The organism is Candidatus Harpocratesius sp. (assembly GCF_054039255.1).
Genome location: NZ_JBPLBG010000069.1, coordinates 54585 through 75208 on the forward strand (window position 1 = coordinate 54585; position 20624 = coordinate 75208).

Annotated in this window: 12 protein-coding genes and 1 tRNA gene; 10 read left to right on the forward strand and 3 right to left on the reverse strand. The window is 30.1% G+C overall.

The genetic code is table 11. The features are described 5' to 3' along the window. Positions 1-184: 184 nt before the first annotated feature. The gene (locus ACXLDF_RS15070) at positions 185-2995 is read left to right on the forward strand and encodes a hypothetical protein (protein WP_457559374.1); all 2811 of its coding nucleotides are present in this window, start codon (positions 185-187) and stop codon (positions 2993-2995) included. A gap of 253 nt (positions 2996-3248) precedes the next feature. Beyond that, positions 3249-4550 carry a hypothetical protein gene (locus ACXLDF_RS15075; RefSeq protein WP_457559375.1) on the forward strand — a complete coding sequence of 434 codons (1302 nt, stop codon included), beginning with the start codon at positions 3249-3251 and terminating at the stop codon, positions 4548-4550. Between the two features lie 129 nt (positions 4551-4679). Here ACXLDF_RS15075 and ACXLDF_RS15080 read toward each other — a convergent pair. Beyond that, positions 4680-4796, reverse strand: a tRNA-Pro gene (locus ACXLDF_RS15080). 570 nt (positions 4797-5366) lie between these two features. Here ACXLDF_RS15080 and ACXLDF_RS15085 point away from each other — a divergent pair. The 7 genes from ACXLDF_RS15085 to ACXLDF_RS15115 all read left to right on the forward strand — a co-directional run bounded on the left by ACXLDF_RS15085 (position 5367) and on the right by ACXLDF_RS15115 (position 14143). After that, on the forward strand, positions 5367-6239 hold the full coding sequence (locus ACXLDF_RS15085) for an RNA ligase family protein (RefSeq protein WP_457559376.1): 873 nt from the start codon (positions 5367-5369) through the stop codon (positions 6237-6239). Positions 6240-6460: 221 nt separating this feature from the next. After that, on the forward strand, positions 6461-7423 hold the full coding sequence (locus ACXLDF_RS15090) for a transporter substrate-binding domain-containing protein (RefSeq protein ID WP_457559377.1): 963 nt from the start codon (positions 6461-6463) through the stop codon (positions 7421-7423). An 80-nt stretch (positions 7424-7503) separates the two neighbouring features. Beyond that, positions 7504-8529 carry an amino acid ABC transporter permease gene (locus tag ACXLDF_RS15095; RefSeq protein WP_457559378.1) on the forward strand — a complete coding sequence of 342 codons (1026 nt, stop codon included), beginning with the start codon at positions 7504-7506 and terminating at the stop codon, positions 8527-8529. Next, entirely contained in the window at positions 8522-9313 is a 792-nt protein-coding gene (locus ACXLDF_RS15100) for an amino acid ABC transporter ATP-binding protein (protein ID WP_457559379.1), read from the forward strand. The genes ACXLDF_RS15095 and ACXLDF_RS15100 overlap by 8 nt, the downstream gene beginning before the upstream one ends. A gap of 807 nt (positions 9314-10120) precedes the next feature. Continuing rightward, positions 10121-10885 (forward strand): hypothetical protein, encoded by a 765-nt coding sequence (locus ACXLDF_RS15105; protein ID WP_457559380.1) that lies wholly within the window; start codon positions 10121-10123, stop codon positions 10883-10885. A 114-nt stretch (positions 10886-10999) separates the two neighbouring features. Continuing rightward, a complete protein-coding gene (locus ACXLDF_RS15110) occupies positions 11000-12370 on the forward strand; it encodes a hypothetical protein (protein ID WP_457559381.1) in 1371 nt (456 codons plus the stop codon). A 468-nt stretch (positions 12371-12838) separates the two neighbouring features. After that, positions 12839-14143, forward strand: a complete 1305-nt coding sequence (locus ACXLDF_RS15115) for an MDR family MFS transporter (RefSeq protein ID WP_457559382.1) — start codon at positions 12839-12841, stop codon at positions 14141-14143. Between the two features lie 217 nt (positions 14144-14360). On the opposite strand, the gene ACXLDF_RS15120 is transcribed toward ACXLDF_RS15115, so the two are convergent. Beyond that, complete coding sequence (locus ACXLDF_RS15120) at positions 14361-15560, reverse strand: AAA family ATPase (RefSeq protein WP_457559383.1); 1200 nt, start codon at positions 15558-15560, stop codon at positions 14361-14363. 161 nt (positions 15561-15721) lie between these two features. Continuing rightward, positions 15722-16849: a HEAT repeat domain-containing protein gene (locus ACXLDF_RS15125; protein WP_457559384.1), complete on the reverse strand. Its 1128-nt coding sequence runs from the start codon at positions 16847-16849 to the stop codon at positions 15722-15724. Positions 16850-17199: 350 nt separating this feature from the next. On the opposite strand from ACXLDF_RS15125, the gene ACXLDF_RS15130 reads away from it, so the two are divergent. Then, a complete protein-coding gene (locus tag ACXLDF_RS15130; protein WP_457559385.1) occupies positions 17200-20613 on the forward strand; it encodes an LAGLIDADG family homing endonuclease in 3414 nt (1137 codons plus the stop codon). Positions 20614-20624: the final 11 nt, after the last annotated feature.

A 20624-nucleotide genomic window follows, 5' to 3' on the forward strand; every position in this document is an offset into this window, starting at 1 on the left:
AGAATAAAAGATAATGAGAAATAAATGATCATTTTTCGTGATTTAAATTACTAAAAAACATGAATTCATGTAAAAAAACCAAGAAATAACAATTATCAAAGGAAGGAATAATAGAAAAAGATAAAAGTTAAAAAATAGAACACCAATATTTTATAAGAAAAATAAGAAAAGGTGAAACAAGTAAATGAAAAAAGCATATTTTGTAAAGAAAACCGTTCCATTAGCGCGTTTCATTCGTGAAGTTCTTCAAACTAGTAATTCTATTGAAGTTTTGCTTTATTATGGGATAATCGGCTGGAAATATAAGAATTTAGAAGAAGCAATAGAACATCTAGATGATGAAGTAAAGGAATTTATGTATGCAATAAGTATATTTTTTTGGACATATTTTGAGGATAACGACAAATTTGATGAAAGAGCAAAAAAATGGGAACATTCAAAGAAGTATAAAGCACAATTAGCTAAGGTTATTGAAACTTCCATGAAAAGAGTAATAATACCTGAAAACTGGAACCCTGAAAAAGAAGGTTATTATTTAGATTATGATGGCGTCCAATCTCACTGGGGTGCAGAAGGAATGAAAGCACACATTGCATTCTTGTTCAGTCATTATCAATATTGCTTTTCAGATATGGAATCTTTCGGGTTTGATTCAATGTATCAAGATCTTGAACTTACTTTTTCTTATTCAGATGATCCCTTTAAAGATATTGAATCGTGGATCGAAGAATTGCTTAAATTTGATGATTTTGAAACATGGTGCGGAATATTAAACAACATTTATTATTCCAATAATTTTGACAAGAATAAATCCCATTTTGAAGGAATAACACACCGTGTTGAAAATTGGGGGAGAGATGGAAGTAATAGAATTTATGGTTTTTATGCAAATAAGCAAAAGAGTAAAACTCATTGGACAATAGATGATTATGATGGATTTCCTGTCTCTGGTGATGAAAAACTATTGATGGCGGAATTATCCAATGAGATAGGGCGATTTATTCCTGTCTATATACCTCCAAATAATTTTCCAGGTTGCAGAATACAAAATGAAGATAGAAATTGTTATGCAGTAGCGGAAGAACATATAAAAAAAATAGTTTTAAGAAGTTTGGGGTTGAAAATAATGCCCAAAACCTTAGAAAAGTTTCAATATTTAGATGATTTAGATTTAATGGGCAATCAAATAAATGAATTCAAATATTTAAAATATTTCGCAGAATATTATGGAGCCCGAAAACGTGAATCAATTCAATATGTCAATTTAGTAAAAAGATTGAATAAATTAACTTTAAAAGATTTGAAAGATATTTTGGAAGAAGCAGAGAGAGCAGCCAAAGAAGAAAAAAAAGACTCTGAAAATAAATTAGAAAATGAATCAGAAAATGAATCAGAAAATTGTGATGTGGATGAAAATCGAGAATATTTTCAAGATTATGATGAATTTGGCGAAGAACAAAAACTTCCTGATTTAGATATCGATGAACATACAATTACACTTTTTGCCCCTTTATTATTTCAAGCAAAAAGAGAACAGGTAAGGAAATTATGTTGCAATTACTCGAATTCTTTATCAGAGACAATATTGGAATTGTTGGACTGTGGAATAATTAATAACGAATATATCGTTAAAAAAGATTACATTTTTTTAAAAGAAATACTGAAAGAAGCATCAAATTCTATCGAAATACTCAATTTAGATTTTTATTGGTATTTTAGAATGGATCCGCCTAAATTACAACCTGATGAACAAGATCGTTATGTCTTGCTAGGTGATTATCGTATTGTGGAGCTAAAATTAGATCGATTGAATCTAAATAAATTACCCAAATCAATTGGTAATTTGACAGAATTAGTTGAATTACGTGTACAATGTAATAATCTTGTAGATTTACCTTTTGAACTTAAAGATTTAAAAAACCTTGAATCATTATGGTTTGAATATAACCCTTATGAAGAAGTTCCAGCAGTATTGGGAGAATTATCACTCGATGAAAATAGTTTAGAATTATATGAACAAGATCCTCTAGATGAACTCGAAGATTATGATTACCGTAATTTTGATTTTTTCCAAAAAAAAATGCATAAGAAATTCCTAATTAAAACTTGGAAAGTTGAAGATTTTTATAAACGCTTGAAGAAAAAAGAAGAATTTAATGAAACAGATCTAATTCATCCTGATTTACTAAAATATCGTAAAAATATAGAAAAAATTCTCAAAGAAGAAAAACACCCTAATGAATCATTAATAAAGCAATTTCTGGATGAGCGAGAAAATCTTCAAACTATTGTAACCGAAATTAAGCAGAATAATCCCGAAAAAGCCAAATTCTTTAAAAATTACAATACGCATTTCAATTTCGAGGTGAAAAACTATCATATTATCCGATTATCACTCTGTGATTTGGGATTGACCGAATTTCCTCAATTGATCCATAAGTTTTCAGATCTTGAATTTATTAACGTAGATAAAAATCAAATTACTGAAATTCCTTTAGAATTACTACAACTGCAAAAATTGAAATATTTACAAATAGAACCAAAGCATTTGAGTCGTTTTCCAGAAATATTGATCTGTAATCCTAAATTAAGATTGATTGATGATATTGATGATGGATATATGGAAGACAGAATTGTTGAAGCTTTTCTAGACAAACGAAATAATAAAAATAGTAGTGTTAACAACAATCAATCCATTAAAAATATCGATGATTTAGAAAAACAATTATGGGACAATTACGTTGACATAAATATAGAAAAATTTGCACAAGAGCAATACAAAGCATGGACGAAAAAGAAATTCCTCGAACAAATGGTTGCAAATAAACCTGCTACAGCAATCGACAGAACCTTTCCATATCTTTCAAAGATACGAGGAGATTTAGAGGATGAATTAAAGAAAATCCCTACAAAAGCAGCTAAAGAATTTCTTCAATATCTTCAGAATCTTAATATAGTAAATATTACAGATTCTGATTTTAAAATTTTCCTATAAGAATTCACATAATTATTTTCAGAAATATTATGAAAGTTTCAACCCCGCCGCACTAAAAACGTGGAATGATTACATGGAACAAATGAGGGCTCTGGTGCTTGAGAATTGAATCGCTGGCAATTAACAGTGATAAAAAGCGCTAAGTTTTTTAGTATTTTTTTTATAATAAATATGGTAAAAGAATCAAATAGCAAGAAAAAGAAGAAAAACGAGAAAAGCGAGAAAAGCCAGTGGATGGGTGAGAATAATAATATTGGTCGATACGAGCAAAAAACCTAAAATAAAGTATGATTTAAGAAGAGATGGCCAATTTAATGTAGATGTAGAAAATAAGAGGTTTGACATTAATACTTTAGAAAATATCGAAAAAATAGCTTATCTTTTTTTCAGCGATTGTCATTTTTTGGAACCATTCATTGATTTTTCATCATTCAAAAAATGTATTACTATAGTTATATGCAGGTCAGATCTCCAGGAAATTATAAAATTACCCGCCAATATCGAAAAATTATATATATCTGACTGCAAACAATTAAAAAAGATTGATTTAGATACCGAAAGTTATAAAAATTTGAAAAAAATAAGTTTTACCAATTTTATAATAGAAGATTGGGAATTTGTATACAATGACCAAATAACAACAGAGATTAAATTCAAGCAGGTGAATATAAATGCAAAATTAATAAAAAACATGGATAAATTCGCCACCGTCTCTTTTATAGAATGCCATTTTATCGATGATTGCATTGATTTTTCGCCCCTTTTAAATTGTAAAGAATTTGATCTTGATAATTGTGATCTGCATGCTGTTTCTGGATGGCCTCCAAAAGTCGAAAAATTAGATCTATATTATTGTAAAAATCTAAGAACAATCCCTTTAACGGCGGATCAATACAAATATTTAAAGAAAATCACTTTTTTTGCAATTTTTCTGGATAATTGGAATATCGATTTTTCAAAATCATACTACTTAGAAGAAATTTTTGTTTACGAAGGATTAGCTCCAGAAGATACTGATTTCGATAATTGGAGTCGAGAACGCCTCAAAAACCCACTCCCTCTTGCCCCACCTTCTGATAATCTACCTCGAATTAAGGAGATTCCTAAAAATTGGGGGCTGTGTGTTTCTTTGAGAAAATTAATCTTAAGCCATCTGCGGGAAATCAAAACTATACCAGTAGAAATTAGTTATATTCCATGGATGACATTAACACTTGAAGATTGTCCCTATATTCCGCATGAAACATATTTACCGGTTGAATTTTGGGATAACATCGAATATAATGGTGTTCCAGAATTTTCAAAAGTATATTACAAAGGTCCGCATCCACGCTTGTATATGCATCCTGAATATATGAAAAATGGAGAACTTATTGAAACAGATTATTATTCTGATAATCCGCGATGGACCCGTGAAAGAGTGGAATTTTTAAGATATGTAAGACTTGTAGCTGAACAAGTCGATGATCCCAAGTTAAAAGAGACTCTTTTGGATATAGTTAATTTTTATTGGCCTTCTGTTCGGTTGAATGATTCATTTAAGTTGCTATTATGATATACTAATAAAGGTTATATGATTAAATTTATTTTTTCTTCAATCGAACAATTTTAAAATTCATCGAAAAATAAAATAATCTTAAATAAATAATGTTGCTGAAAATAAGCACTGGCCAAAATCAAAAAATGGTGGGAAAGGGATGATTCGAACACCCGACCACTTGACCCCCAGTCAAGTATCAATCTGGCTTTTAACATGTTCAAATGAACAGATCAAAAAGATACCAAGCTAGACCACTTTCCCTGTGTAATTAATTATATGAAAAGAAAGTGATGAAAATTATTAAAATTTTTGAAATTCTTTGGTAAAGTGTCTTTTAGGAGTATTTAATACATTTAGTGCGAATAAGTTTTTTATTATCAAGGGTAATATTGTATTTTTGTGCTATTTCTTTGAATTTTTTTCCTGTTTATTTTATTATATTGACAAAAATAAAAATGTCGGTAAAATTAGATAGTGTAAATATTAAAACTGCCGTTCTTTCTAAAATTTGATAAAAACTTATTCGCACTCCTGTTTGATGAATTTTTTGCTTGGATATCCCAATCGGAGATAATTTATCCACATTGCCTAAATTCTGAAACAAATGAGAGATATTGTCTTTAGATTATCTTTTTGTTTGTAAACTGCTTTAATTGTTTTGTTGGAGTGAAATTATTCTGCTTTGATGAAATTCTCAAAAGCATCGAAGTTTTTTCCAAAGTAAAAATATGGAAATTAACGACTAAATTTAAAGAACTTTATAAAGGTTTTTTATCAAATAATATTGTAATATAAGAATTTAGAAAGATATTTATGGTGAAAAATGCAAAGATGAGAAAATATATAGAAATCGAGCCAATTTATCGTAAAAAATACATCGAATCCTTTATCCGTAAATATCCTGAATTGAAAAATGAAGAATTTATTCTGACTGAAAAAATTGATGGCACGAATGTAAGACTTTGTTTTACAATTGACGGCAGGCTTGTATTGGGCTCCCGAAATCAAATTTTGGATGAAGGTAAGGATCATTTCGGCTTGAAAGAAGTGATTAAACAGCCTGAATATCAAAATCTCATAGCGTTTCTAAAAGAGAAAGTGTTTGAATATAAAAAAGAGATAATGTTGGTAGGCGAATTATTCGGAAAAGGAATAAATAATCGAATCGAGTATGGAGAGAAACGAATAAATTTCTTTGATATATACGTAGATGATAAATTGCAACCCCAGAAGGTTTTTTTTGAAATTCTTCAGCGATTTCCTGAATTATGCGTGCCGATACTCGAGCGAATTCATGGATTACAAAAAGCTATTGATTATCCTGCCTTATTTGTCTCAAAGATCTCAAATGATTTTGCAGAAGGCTTGGTAATTAAACCATTTTCGAAGATATATCGAAGAGGTGGTATAATTTTCTATCTAAAAAATAAAAATCCTGAATTTGAGGAGCGTCCTTCGAAAAGTAAAAAAACGAATAGAGCACCTAATCCTCTTCTGGAGTATATTTCCCAGAACCGGGTTATTGATATGTTCAGTAAAATTGGTGTAATCACTTCTAAGCAAGATATCGGGAAATATGTGAAATTAATTCGAGAAGATGCACTTTTAGATTTTGAAAAGGATAATCCTGATTTCAAAATCGAGAAAAAACATTTAAAAGGTGTAAATGGAAAAATTTCAAAGATTCTTCTGAAGTTTATTTGAATTATATGTTGTTAAAATATACAGGAAGTTGCTATAACTTATATTTAAAGTTGCTTGATACACCCATTCCTTATTTTATTTTAAAAACTTATTCGCACTTTTGACCCCATCAATGTCCCACTTCTTAAAGGAAAAGGAACCTTTTTATTGTTATAGATACAAAGTTTCTAGAACTGTTATAGTCATCGCTGTATGGAATAACAGTTATGAGGTTGAAAAAAATGAAATACAAAAAAATATTACTTCTTTCAATTTTTATGGGGTTGGTAATATTACCGACTATTAATGTATCAGCTTCACCAAATCCAGTAATTGAAGATACTAGTCTACAAGATATTCTCGATGCAGGAAAAATAGTTGTTGCAATGGATGCAGCATACCCTCCCTTCGAAAATATGATTAATGACACTATTCAAGGTTTTGATGTTGAAATAATGGAATATATTGCAGATCGACTTAATGTAACCCTTGAACTTAAAGATGTTGCCTGGGATACTATTTTCACTGGATTATCTACAGGAACTTACGATTGTATTTGTTCAGCTGTAACCATTACACCTGAAAGACAAGAGACAATGGATTTCACAAGATGGTATTATAAGAGTACACAGGCAGTTATGGTGTCAATGAAAAATCCAAAAAACATTACAAGTGTTGAAACTATTGATCAAGATGGGGTTAAAATCGGTTTTCAAATTGGAACAACAAGTCAATGGTATTTAGAAGATGAAACATCAAAATGTGAATTAAATTCATATGATACGATTACATTAGCAATGCAAGCGCTTAAACAAGGTGCAGTACATGCTGTTTTGGGTGATTATGCTACACTTTATAGCGGAAAACTATCAAATCCAGATACTTTTGCCATAATTGATACATTTAGTCCAGAAGATTTTGGAATTGTCTTCCCAAAGAATTCAACTGCAGTAGTTACGTTATTAAATGAATATATTAATGACCTTCTTGGAGAAGACCAAGAGAATCCTGTTTTCTCTCAGTATTATATTGATGCTCATAAAAAATGGATGAATGATGCAGAACCTACTACTGATTTCGTAGTTGATGAAGTTCCTGAACCTCAAGTATCAAAAATTACTGGATATCCTTCCTTTGGAATAATTGGTATAATTTCAGTAATTTCTGCAATAATTATTTTTAAAAACAAAAAGCTAAGAAAATAATTTAACTTTTTTGTTATTTTTTTTCATATTTTTCAAAAAATCTTTTTCAATAATGTATTGGTTTAGAAATACAAGCAGGTGTGATAAAAATTAATCAAAATCAACTAAATTCTGATAAAAAAATAATAAAAACCAATTATACAAAAGAGCAAAAAAAGAAAAAAAAAAAAAATTTTACCCTTAAAATACCCTTAAAAAATTATAAATGGTGGATTATTTCCTTTTTCTTAATTTTAATTGTTATTGGAATCGTTAGAAGTTGGATAATTCCAAATAGTCATTTTTTAGATCCAATAATTTGGCTTATTAATTTACTATTAGGGATTTTTGGAATAAGTTTAATATCAATTTATAGTCCCGGTGTTGGTCCAAATTTTCAAGAGATGATCAAGGGGATAGCAGATGGAATTTATTTAACAATTATGATGAGTGTAATTAGTGTAGTATTTGGCTTTTTTTTAGCAGCACTTCTCGCAGTTATTCTTGTTGAAGGAGATCGAACAAGGAAAAAAAGAACTGAGACTCGAGGAATAAAAACTACGATTAATTGGATAGTTTCACAATTGGCTCAATTTTACGTCAATTTTTTCCGATCTACTCCTTTAATGGTCCAAATACTTCTAGTTTATTTTGGGTTTTTAACACCTATGTCTGCTATTTCTGATTCTATTAATGCTAGTTGGTTTGATCCTGATGAAATCTTAGGAACTTTAGCTTTAACGTTAAATACTGCGGCATATCAAGCTGAAATCATCAGAAGTGGGATTTTAGCAATTCCAGCAGGTCAAACTGAAGCTGCTCGAGCGTTAGGATTAACACAAAGTCAAACAATGAAAGAGGTAATCCTTCCTCAAGCGTTTAGGATTATTATTCCACCATTAACAAATGAAGCAATCAATGTTTTATTAAATAGTTCCCTCGTATCAGCAATCAGTGTTTTAGAAATAACTTTACGTTCAAAACATTTTCAATCTGAAACTTTTCAGTGGTGGGTCTTTTTAATTGCTGCTTTTTATTACTTTGTTATTGCATTTAGTTTATCTAAATTGACAAAACGTTTGGAAATCAAGATGCATATTCCAGGTTTAGGTGTTCAAAATGACTAGTGAAGAAAAAATACATGAAAATTTAAATTATGATGAACCTATAATTGAAGTTCGTAATTTAACGAAATCTTTTAAAGATTTTGTAGCGATTAAAGAACCTGGAATAAATCTGAAGGTTTATCCTAAAGATGTCGTTGCAATAATTGGTAGTAGTGGTTCTGGAAAATCTACCTTGCTTAGATGCATGAATCGGTTGATAGAGCCTACATCTGGGCAAGTTTTCTTTGAAGGAAAAGAAATTACCAAACCAGGTGTAAATATCGATGAAATCCGTAAAAACATTGGCATGGTTTTTCAACAATTTAATCTTTTTCTTCATTTAACTGTAGGAGATAATATTAGGTTACCGTTGAATAAAGTATTAAATCTAAATAGTGATGAGATTGAAAAAAGAGTAAAAGAAGTATTAACCACAGTAAATTTATACGACAAAATAGATAATTTTCCTGGAGAATTATCTGGTGGTCAGCAACAAAGAGTTGCAATTGCTCGTGTTCTTGCAATGCGACCTAAATTGATTTTTTTTGATGAACCAACTTCTGCCTTAGATCCAGAATTAACTGGAGAAGTATTGAATGTGATGAAACGATTAGTTACAGAGTTCCATTATACTCTTTTAGTAGTAACGCATGAAGTAGCATTCGCAAAAGAAGTTTCAACCCGTGCAATTTTTATGGATAATGGTGAAATTATATATCGTGGATCTCCGAAAGAAGTCTTTGATAATCCTCCAAATGAACGATTAAAGCAATTTTTATCAAAAATTTTGGAAATGAGTGAGTAATTCTCCACTCTAACTTGATAAAAAGCATTTACAAAGTGTGAATGGGAAAATTTCACCGTTTTTTTGGTTTTTTTTCACGTATTTTTCAGTTTTTTTTTAAATTTTTTTTAAATTTTTGATTATAATTTATTTTTCTTCTTTTTATTCAATGTGCAATAATTCTACACAGGTGTATGCCGTATCATTAAATCGATTAAAAACCGTCCTTTTTATCAAAAAAAATACAATTTTACTGGAATGATCCATAGTGCGAATAAGTTTTTTATGTTATTTCTGGACAATCTTATTTAGCGCAACAGAAGTTGAATCGTTTCTGTCAAGAACTAAAATCATCAGATGAAAAGCTTTTTTTATTGAAAAAAGCGCAGTTAACAGGTGAGATCTTAAAATTTGAGAAAGTAAATTCTCTTAATCAACTAACTGAGCTGATTTTTGGAAACTAAAAAAATAAATATTAAATACTAAATTGTAAATTTCAGGAGAAAAATACAATACTAATCTGCACACTTAATTTAATTGGTATAATAAGAATTTTTCTTCAAATTGAAGTAGTAATGTGAAAGATTTTCTGTAAAAGTTAACTTTTTTTGATTAATATAAACCTAAAAAATTTGAAATATCATAAAAGTTTATTAACAAGGTATTAAAAAGAATAATCTCTTTCTGGTAAGTAACTTCCTCTTCATTGAATAATGAATTATTGAATTCTTATGAAATTTTTAATGAAATTTATTTTTCTTTGCCAAATAATCAAATCAAACTACTTTACACAGAATTAGGTTATGAAAAAAAAAGAATGTGACTGAAATGTCAAACAATTCAACTGATTTAAATGATAGTTTAAAAACAGAATCTGAAAAAAAAAAGAGAGTTAGTGATGAAAAGAGTCGAGAAAATTCATCAATTTCGACTTCACAAATGAATATTTTAACAATTTGTTATGACAACGGCGTTTCATGTAAAGAATGTCCAAATCATAACAAGTTGATGTGCCAACTTGATTATAAGGATTCACTGATTTTTGCCTGGCCCTTTCTTTCTTTTATTGTGATACTTGTATGGGGAATAATCCATTCAATGAATCAGGGAAATCTTAGATGGTTTGGTGTAGTTATTTTTATTGTACTTTATTTGAGTTATGGTTTCTTCTTTTTTAATATATGGGAAAGTAAAATACTCTGCAGCCACTGCCCATTCTATGTAATTGATGATTCAAAAACTTTGAAATGCTACGCGAATTATGGATTTCTAAAATCTGCTAAATACAATCCTGCACCAATCTCAAAATCAGAACAATATCAATTTATCATCGGTGCTTCACTACTTTTTATAATTCCTCTTATTTTTCTATTGATTATTCAAGAATTTATCTTTGTTGGATTGGTTGGGTTATTTTACATAATTTTCTTTTTGAATACATCTAACAATTCATGCAAAAAGTGTCCGAATTTTTCTTGTATTTTGAATAGGGTTCCTCAAGACTGGAGGGATGAATATTTGAGAAGAAATTCTGTTATGTGCGAAGCGTGGGAAAAAGACGGATATAAACTGGATAAATCACCTGAAATTTAGTGCATATAATTTCTTTCTTCTATTTTTTCTTTGCATTAAGAAAAAATGCTAAAAATCGGACTTGCTTTTTTTTTTTTAATATGTATTGATATTAATAATAAGGGTGAAATAAATATGAAAAAAAGAAGCATTATATTTATTACTTTATTCCTATTCAGCATAATTAATCTTGTAACAATGAATTCGCTCGGATTTGTAAAAGCTGAGAAAATAAAAGACGAAAATACTTATGGAGGATATGATTTTTCTCAATATTATGCTCCTATAAATAGTACTTTGAATTATTCATTAAACACTGGAGATTCTTTGGCTTATAATGGTTATTCTACTTATACAATTCGAAATTTTAATGCAAATAATAATCTAGATACTATAGAGCAACATTTACATCTTAATTATTCAACTTTTTATCAATTTAATATAATCGAGTATAATTCAACTTTAGCCTATATACAATATGATTTATTCCACTTAAACAATAATTCGATTTCAAATTTAACTGGTTCAGAGCCTTGGACTTATATTTCAAGCAAAATAAGATGCATAACTCCAATTTATAAAGATATTTCCTCTGAAGTTGTATTTCCTGCAGATGTAAATTCTTCTGATTTATTACCAAACAATACAATTCCATTTTTAGTTGAAGCTAAGCATTTAGAATTACATTCTAATTTTTCTTTTTATTATGATCAGATCGTGTCATTTGTTCAAAATTCATTGAATGTTTCAGTCATATATAATGATGCAAACAATGCATTGTACTCAGGCATTTGGAATATTAGAGGATACTCTTCAACAAATCAATTTATAAATATCCAAATTGAAATGAGTCAAAAGATGGGCTTAACAAATGAAAATTATTTGGAAAATCTGAGCATTTTCTTTTTTGAAAAAGTTGATATAAGCGAGCCGTTAAATATTTCATCGATTGAAATTTCTCATGAAGTAGAATTCTATGGTGTTCTAAATTTATTTTATAAAGGAGATTTACATCTTAATATTCCTGAAGAAAATAGTACCTTTATTACTACTGAATGGACAACAACAGAATCTATTGATGATACTGGTGATTTGGATAATTGGCAGAATGGACATGAATGTGAAGATGATGAATGTCATTATGAAAGTACTCATTTTTTTCTTTTTACAACAATGTTACATACTTTTAGAGTGCTGTTAGGATTGATAATTTTATTTGTTATTATAAAAGTAATTCATAGGACTAGTTCAGTGAAGCAAGTATATCAGAATAAAAATGAATCTATATCTAAAAATTCGCAGTATTCATTATATTATAAACAGGATCTTAAAAATGAAAATGAAATTGGAATTCTTGAGAAATCTCCAAAATCTTCAGATAATACAAATATTATGAATCGTTTCTGTCCAAATTGTGGTCGTTCCATTAGTTCAGTGATGGCTGAACTTTTACAGAGAGAAGGATATTCATTCTGTGAAGAATGCGGAGAAAAAATCGAATTATAATTGTAATCTTTTTTTTTGAATTTTAAAATTTGAATTTGAATTCACTTTTTTTTTCTTTATCTTTAAATTTCTTTTACAATCAATTATTCTTTTTTAAAATTTTTAACCATCAAATTATTCTTCTTAAATTTTACTGTAAAGTAATCAAATAAGATATTTTGTGATTTACATTTTTTTTATTCTTTTTTTTTAAGAAAATGCTCAAATAAGCGAAATATATAAAAAAAAATAATAGATATCTGATTTGAAAGTAGTTGAATAGATATTAAGATAATTAAACACCGTAATTACACACTGATTTTATATCAATTTTTTTCATCTAAATAAATTTGTAATTTCAAGAAAATAGTATAGAAAAATTGGTCTAATTATTCTTTAAATAACAACAATAATTTTAGAGTAATAATATTACACACAATATACATATTAAATGTGTAATGTTGATGATACAATAATAAAGTTAAAAAAATGGTCATTACAATGATGCAGAAATTAAAAAGAACGTATGATGAATTTCCGAAAATTTTTTGGATGGTAACATTCATCTCATTCATCGATATGCTGGGAACATATATTTTGATGCCGTTTATTGCCTTATATGTTACTTCTGCTTTCAATGTTGGATTAACACAAGTAGGTATAATTTGGACTATAGTTGGAATTGGAAATCTCTTTGGAGGTTTGATTGGAGGTGTTTTAACTGATAAATTTGGGCGTAAATTTCTAATATTATTCGGTTTAATTATAAGTGCATCCTTTTCAATCGTGATTCTTTTTGTAAAGAGTATAAACACTTTCTATTGTGTTGTTTTGGCAATGGGTTTAATGGGTTCAATTGCAGGACCAGCTCATTCAGCAATGGTTATTGATGTCCTTCCTTCAAAAAAAAGGACGGAAGGTTTCGGAATAATGCGTATTTCTATGAATCTTGCTGCTACAATTGGTCCTGCTTTAGGTGGATTTTTGTCTTCCTTTTCATTTTCATATCTTTTCATTTTAGATGCAGTTGCAAGTATTATTACTGGTATTTTGTTTTTCTTTGCAGTTCCTGAGACGAAACAGGAAAAAAATAATCTAGAAACAAAAAAAGAAAAATCAAAAAGCCATTTGGGAGGCTATAAAGAGATTTTACAAGATTGGAAATTTCTTTTATTCGTGGTGGTTTCAGCAATCATGCTACTTGTATATCAACAAATGAATACAACATTACCTGTATTTTTACGCGATTCATATCATTTTCCAAATTACATGTATGGATGGTTACTCAGCATGAACGCAATTATGGTTGTATTGTTCCAATATGGAATAACCCGAAGAATAAAGAAATTTTCACCATTTATCGTAATGGCAGTAGGAAATCTTCTATATGCTGTTGGATTTGGAATGTATGGATTATTTTCAAGTGTTCCTTTGTTTTTTATTGCAATGGTGATTATTACTATCGGAGAAATGATAGTTACTCCGTTTGCTCAAACAATTGCAGCTAATTTTGCACCAGAAGATAAAAGGGGCCGATATATGGCAATATTGCAATGGACTGGCTTGATTCCAACAATCTTTGGGGTTTTAGGTGCGGGGATAGTTATGGATCAACATAATCCCTTGATTATTTGGGGTTTAGCCTTTTTGCTGTCAATAATTGCTGCTTTAGGATATATAATGCTCCATAGTATTATGAAATATTCAAATAACTTAAAAAATGGCTCAAATCTTAATCAAAATATAAAAATGGATAACGAGCAAGAATTAATTGAAGTAATTTCATCAGATTAATTATTTTAGATCTTTTTTATCTATTGTTTAATCATTTTAATAATATTTTTTTTCTTTCATATTCATTTTGCCTATTCTCTAGTAAATATAGAGTGAGAATAAGTTTAAATTAGTATAGATTCGTTCCAATATCCATTTTAAACTATCTCTTACGCTAATCTGCATTATAAGTAGATAGATAAATCTACATAAGAGAATAAAAAGTAAAAAAGGGTATTTAAGAAAACAATTCTTTAGGAATATTTTTTTTCGAGTCATCAGGTTTGGCTTTCTTAATTAAATCATTAAGGAGATTTATATCAATCTCGGATAATTTATTCCTAATTGCAGTATGGATTGCGATTTTTATCAATTTTTCATGAAGTTCACGCCCACTCCACCCTGTAGTTAAGCTTGCGATTTTTTCAAAATCAGCTTTAATAATTATTGGTGATTTTTCTGCAAATAACTCAAGCATAACCTTTCGTTCTGTTTCATTCGGTAAGGGAAATTCTATTTCTTCTTCAAATCGATTCCTCAATCCAATATCCAGCAAATCTAAGTTATTTGTCGCTGCAATGGTTATAACTCCTTGATTGGTTTCCAAACCATCTAATTCAGCAAGTAGAGCCGTTGCAACTTCTACTACGTCTCCTCTAACACTTTGATATGAGCGATTTAAACCAATCGAATCTAATTCATCAATAAACACAATTGATGGTGAATTTTCACGCGCTTTTCTGAACAAACTATGGATTTTTGCAGCACCGTCTCCAACATGTAATCCAATTAAAGTAGTTCCCTTCTTAGCAAAAAAAGGACAATCAGATTGTGAAGCAATAGCTCTTGCCATTAAGGTTTTTCCTGTTCCTGGTGGTCCATGAAAAAGAATGTTGCGTGGTGCCCATTCTCCGAATTTATCAGGATTTTTTAAATAAGCAATTATGATGTCTGCTTTTTCTTTTGCCCTGTCATTTCCTATGATTTCTTCAAATGATATTTTTTGAAAATTTGGTCGAGGTTGAGTTTCTTGATGTAAAAGAATATTTGTCTCTGTTCCAATGCGTGTTGCTCCGTTTGGTTCAACACTAATAATTTTAAAGGCAAAATCTGGAATAAGGAGTTGATCAAAAATATAATCATTCACTTGAACTGAAAGTCCTAACCATTGTTCTGTAGCATAAGCTTGAAATAATTTTGGATCACGGTTAATCGTGATATTTATATTATCAGGTGCATCAAAAGGTTTAATAGGATAACCAGATGGTTCAATAACAAGGTTTTGGATGATTTTTTCTTCATCTGGCTGAATAGCTTCACTATTACCCTCATCACGTTCTATTACTTCATTTAAATCTGATTCTAATAAAATACTAGAATCTTTTTCTTCATCAGTACTTAGATGTGAGATTCGATGGCCCAGTTTTTTTTTCGGCACGAATAAATCATGATCTAGAAGTAATTCAAAATTATTTAATTTTTTGATTTAAAAAGAAAATCAGAAACGGTTGGATATTTCACTATATCATTTGAAAAAAAGAAGAAGAATCCTTTAAAAATAAGAATAATATAAAAATAATTAACAGAAATGAAATGAAATTACATATTTTCCATTAATTCTGCAATTTTCTCTTTTAATGATGGCTCAATCTTATCAGATTCTTTCAAATCTCCGAGTATCATATATGCGTTATTATATTTAACTAAGAGATTCTTTGCTAATTTGACTAAATCTTCATTATCTTGATTTAGAAGCAGAACTAAACGTTTAATGGTCTCTTGCTGATGTTCTTGACCAATTCTGTATAATGCATCTTCAATCAAGCGTCTTTTTCGATTATTAACAGTATATAAGTCAATTAATGGGGATATGGCCTTTATACTCTTTGCTTTACCTAACCCGCGAAGAGCAATAGTTACGATGCGAGGATCTTCATCTTTTAGAGCTTTAATTAAAATTTGAATTCGTTCAGTATGATTAGTTCGGCCGATAATTCCCAATGCGCCATATCGTAAAAATTTACTTGATTCAGGGTTTTCAAACGCCTTTACTAAAGTAGGAAATGAAACTTGATTGCCTGATTCTAAATGTGCCATAACTTCTTTGCGGATTTCTTCATCTTCATCTCCTAAAGCTTGTATTAATGCACTAGTTGCTTTTGGGTCATCAATTTTGATAAGTCCACGAACTGCCCAGAACCGAATAAATCGATATTTCTCTTTCAAAGCTGCAGAGAATGTTGGAATTAATTTTGAATCCCTAAATCGTGATAAATGAGTAAAAGCACTTCTCCGAATTTCTTGAGGATTTTTCATATTCGAGGCTAAATCTTGTAAAAATCGACGGAATTTGATATCACGTTTTCCTCTACTTAATGCATCTAATGCAGCCACTCGCAATCGATCATTCCACCTTTCGCTATTGACAATCTCAATAAGCTTATTTTTTGCTTTTTGATCTTTAATTCTTCCAAGTTGTTTTATTGCTTCATTTTTCTCTCTAAAACTTTTCCCATACAATTTTTTCAGAGCTTTTTCGAATGGAGTAAGTTCTGGTTTAGTGGTCGATTCTACTTTATTAGCGGGTGCATCATTTGCGGTAGATGAATTATCAACCGTATTTGATGGTTTGATTTCATTTGTTTCGGATACTGGATTTGATTGGATTGATTCTTCAGCTTCCGAAGGAAATTCAGTGTTAGTTTGTTCTTCTTTTTCTGCCATCATTTAAGGCCTCGATTTTCATGATGCGGTCATTTTTTTTTACTATTGAAACTCTATTAAAATGATATATGAAGACTTGATGCAATATCAAGATATGACCGAGTCGCATCAAAACGTTTTTTTTGTTAACGATGCGTAAGTAAATTCATGTGATGTGGTTGAAAAATACTTTGGTTCAAAAAATTCAAAATATTGTATTAATTCTGCACCGATAGAGATTTTAAAAAGGAATTTTCTCCAATGTACTCAACTATCGACAGTAACACTATGTATTAATAAGAAATTTTATTTTTAATCGACAAAAATTGTAGATCATTCACGTACATAAAGAAATATTATCAAGGGGCTAATAAATGGTCATAGAAACTGACGCACCACCAACAAATCCTTCGGGTGAATTTGAAGATTTCTTTCGTAATTTTGAGGAGATTCCTAACGAATTCAAATATCGCCAGATCATAAGTGATGCTTATGCTAAGTCAGAAAATTATATTACCGTTCTTTTCGAAGATATTTTAACTTTTAACCCTCAATTAGCTCACTATCTAAAAAAACATCCAGAAGAAGCACTAGAAGAAGCCTCAGAAGCGTTTAAGAATATTATCCGTATTGATGCTGGTGGTTTTTTCAATCCTGATGAACCATACTATATTCGAATTTCTACTCAAAATAATTCAAACGAGGTTTCTCTTCGAAATATACGTTCTGAACATGTTGACACATTAATTTATGTTAAAGGAATTGTGATTCGCTCATCGATTATACGCCCTCAAGTGATTCAAGCGATGTTTGAATGTCCTATTTGTGGAAATCAGATGTTAATCGATCAATTAACGACCAAATTAACTCCACCTCGAGAATGTATGAATCCCACTTGTAATAATAAAAAGGATTTTAAAGTGATTACAGCCCAATCAGAATTTATTGACCATCAGTATGTCACTATTCAAGAGGCTCCTGAAGATTTACGTTCAGGAGATATTCCTCAAACTTTACAGACCATCCTTCTTAATGATTTAGTGGATTCAGTCCGGCCTGGCGAACGTGTTAAAATGATGGGGATTTTAAAATCTGTACCACGTGAAGATCGACGAGGTAGACTTTCAACTTTGTTTCAATCACAATTATTTGTGAATAATGTAGAAGGAATACGCCAAGAAGATGAAGAATTAGATCTAACTCAAGAAGATATTGATGAAATTCATGCTTTATCCCAAGAGCCTGAAATTCAGAAAAAAATCGCAAATTCCATCGCTCGGGCAATTTTAGGACATGAACATCTGAAAATGGCTGCCGCTCTTAGTCTTTTTGGAGGAAATAGGAAAGTCAAAAAAGATGGGAGTAAATTACGGGGAGATATTCATGTTCTTTTTATGGGTGATCCTGGAACTGGAAAATCTCAAATTTTGCAGAATTGTGCTCAAATTTCGCCTCGGTCAGTTTATACTTCAGGTAAAGGTGCTTCCGCAGCTGGATTAACTGCTGCAGTAATCAAGGAGAGCGATAATGCCGGATTGCAGTTAGAAGCTGGTGCTTTAGTATTAGCATCTGGTGGAGTCGCATGTATTGATGAATTCGATAAAATGAGAAAGCAAGATAGATCGGCTATACATGAAGCGATGGAACAGCAATCATATCATCCTAGTTTTGAGTTTACCTTAAGCGATAATTCCCGCATTCCGATTGGGAAATTTGTGAATAATCTATTTGCTAAATCTCCACAAAAAATAATAGATGGTGTTGATTGTGAAATTCTTCCTATTAAAGATCTAAACTATGAAGTAATATCCACCAATTTTAATGAGATATTATCGATTCCTATCGATCGTGTTAGTCGACATAAAGCGCCAGATTATTTTATTGAAATAACTTATTCTAATGGCAGAAAAATCTTAGTTACTCCAGAACATCCTGTTTTTATTTTAGAAAACAATAAAATTTGCACCCGTTCTGCTGAAAATATTCTACCAGGAATGGATGTTCCAAGTATTAACATCATTCGAGTAGATAATAATAAATTAATGCCGTTGAAGACAAAAATTAATTTAAATGATAATTCTCTTTATCTCCCTTCACATTTATCACAAGATCTAGGCTTTTTCTTAGGTATTCTGCTTTCTCAAGACGCTAAACTTCAAGAAGGATCGAATAAAATCATTCTTTTCAATAGAATTCCAACAATATTCTCTGAAATGCAAGAATTGATTAGAAAAATCTTTAAAAATAAAATTGATATTCTTATTAGAAAAGAAAAAACATATAGGATTGTCTCAAGATCTATATTTCAATTTCTGCAATCCAATTTTCCAGAAATCTTAAAGAGTGGAATTCATAAACGAATTTCCCCATCCGTTTTTAATTCTCCTGACCATATTAGAATTTCCTTTTTGAATGCAGTTTTCAAAGTAATTGGAAAAATTAAATATGATACTATTACATTATGTACTTCTTCACGAGAATTGGCCGAAGATTTTCAAGATTTACTTCTTACACTCGGAATACATTCATGCATAAAAGAAGAAAATGAAGAAAATGAAGAAAATGAAAAAAATGAAACAAATGAAAAAAATAATAAAAATCTTCAGATTTCAAAAAAATCAAAAAGGTCTTATGAAATTCTTATTATGAATGATTCTTTAGAGCGCTTTTTATCAATTATCATTGGACCAGAATTAGTTTCTGAAGAATATTTGGAAATTCTTGAAAAATCTAAAGACAATTTTCAAGAGCATGATGATATACCACAAAATCTTCAGCAATTTCACTGGATAAAAATCGAATCTATAAAAAGAATTCCAAATAGTGATTCTATATATTCTGAGTGGGTTTATGATGTAACTATTGAACCTACAGAGAATTTTATTAGCCATGGGCTTATTCTTCACAATACTATTTCAATCGCAAAAGCAGGTATTGTTGCAACCCTCCAATCTAAAACTGCCATTATAGCTGCAGCTAATCCTAAACATGGTAGATGGAACGAATATGAAACACCTGCAAATAATATTAATCTTAGCCCCCCAATTCTCTCTCGATTTGATTTGATCTTTATTGTTCGAGATATTCCAGAAAAAGGAATGGATGATAGAATTGCAGATTATATTCTAAAAAATCATATGATGGGTTTTGATGAGACATTTTATGCAGAACAAGATGTTGATGATAAAAAATTACCCCGAAATGAAGATTTCATTCCAATGGAATTATTAAAGAAATACGTTCAGTATGCTAAAGTGAATTCTCATCCTAAACTTACTCGTGAAGCAGCTGAATTAATCCGTGAATTTTATATTAAAATGCGGAGTTCTACTCCAGAAGGCTCAACAGCTGTACCTATAGTAGCACGAACATTAGATGGAATGGTTCGAATGAGCGAGGCTTACGCTAAAATGGCATTACGAGATTTTGTAAAAAAAGAAGATGCAGAAGCTGCAATAGAACTGCTTAAACGATCCCTTCGTGATATTGGTTATGATGAGGAAACAGATCAATATGATGTGGATGTAATGTATACAGGGACTTCAAGCAGTAAACGCCAGCGATTAAATTTGATTTTAAATAAAATTAAAGAATTACAACTCGCCAATCCTAAAGCTGAATTAACATTTGAAGATATTTTTGAACCAATTGCAAATGAAAAAGGAATTACAGAAGAATTTGTACGCACAGCACTAGAGCAATGGGTAAAGGATTCAGAGTTATATCATCCTCATCCAGATACTTGGAGAATGACAACTCCACCAAAGAAACCCAAACCTAAAACATAGGGAGTATAGAT

What these genes read in the sequence shown, in the direction of transcription:
- ACXLDF_RS15070 (WP_457559374.1), top strand. Translation starts at nt 185, where the DNA reads ATGAAAAAAGCATATTTTGTAAAGAAAACCGTTCCATTAGCGCGTTTC.
- ACXLDF_RS15085 (WP_457559376.1), top strand. Translation starts at nt 5,367, where the DNA reads ATGAGAAAATATATAGAAATCGAGCCAATTTATCGTAAAAAATACATC.
- ACXLDF_RS15090 (WP_457559377.1), top strand. Translation starts at nt 6,461, where the DNA reads ATGAAATACAAAAAAATATTACTTCTTTCAATTTTTATGGGGTTGGTA.
- ACXLDF_RS15100 (WP_457559379.1), top strand. Translation starts at nt 8,522, where the DNA reads ATGACTAGTGAAGAAAAAATACATGAAAATTTAAATTATGATGAACCT.
- ACXLDF_RS15105 (WP_457559380.1), top strand. Translation starts at nt 10,121, where the DNA reads ATGTCAAACAATTCAACTGATTTAAATGATAGTTTAAAAACAGAATCT.
- ACXLDF_RS15110 (WP_457559381.1), top strand. Translation starts at nt 11,000, where the DNA reads ATGAAAAAAAGAAGCATTATATTTATTACTTTATTCCTATTCAGCATA.
- ACXLDF_RS15115 (WP_457559382.1), top strand. Translation starts at nt 12,839, where the DNA reads ATGGTCATTACAATGATGCAGAAATTAAAAAGAACGTATGATGAATTT.
- ACXLDF_RS15125 (WP_457559384.1), bottom strand. Translation starts at nt 16,849, where the DNA reads ATGATGGCAGAAAAAGAAGAACAAACTAACACTGAATTTCCTTCGGAA.
- ACXLDF_RS15130 (WP_457559385.1), top strand. Translation starts at nt 17,200, where the DNA reads ATGGTCATAGAAACTGACGCACCACCAACAAATCCTTCGGGTGAATTT.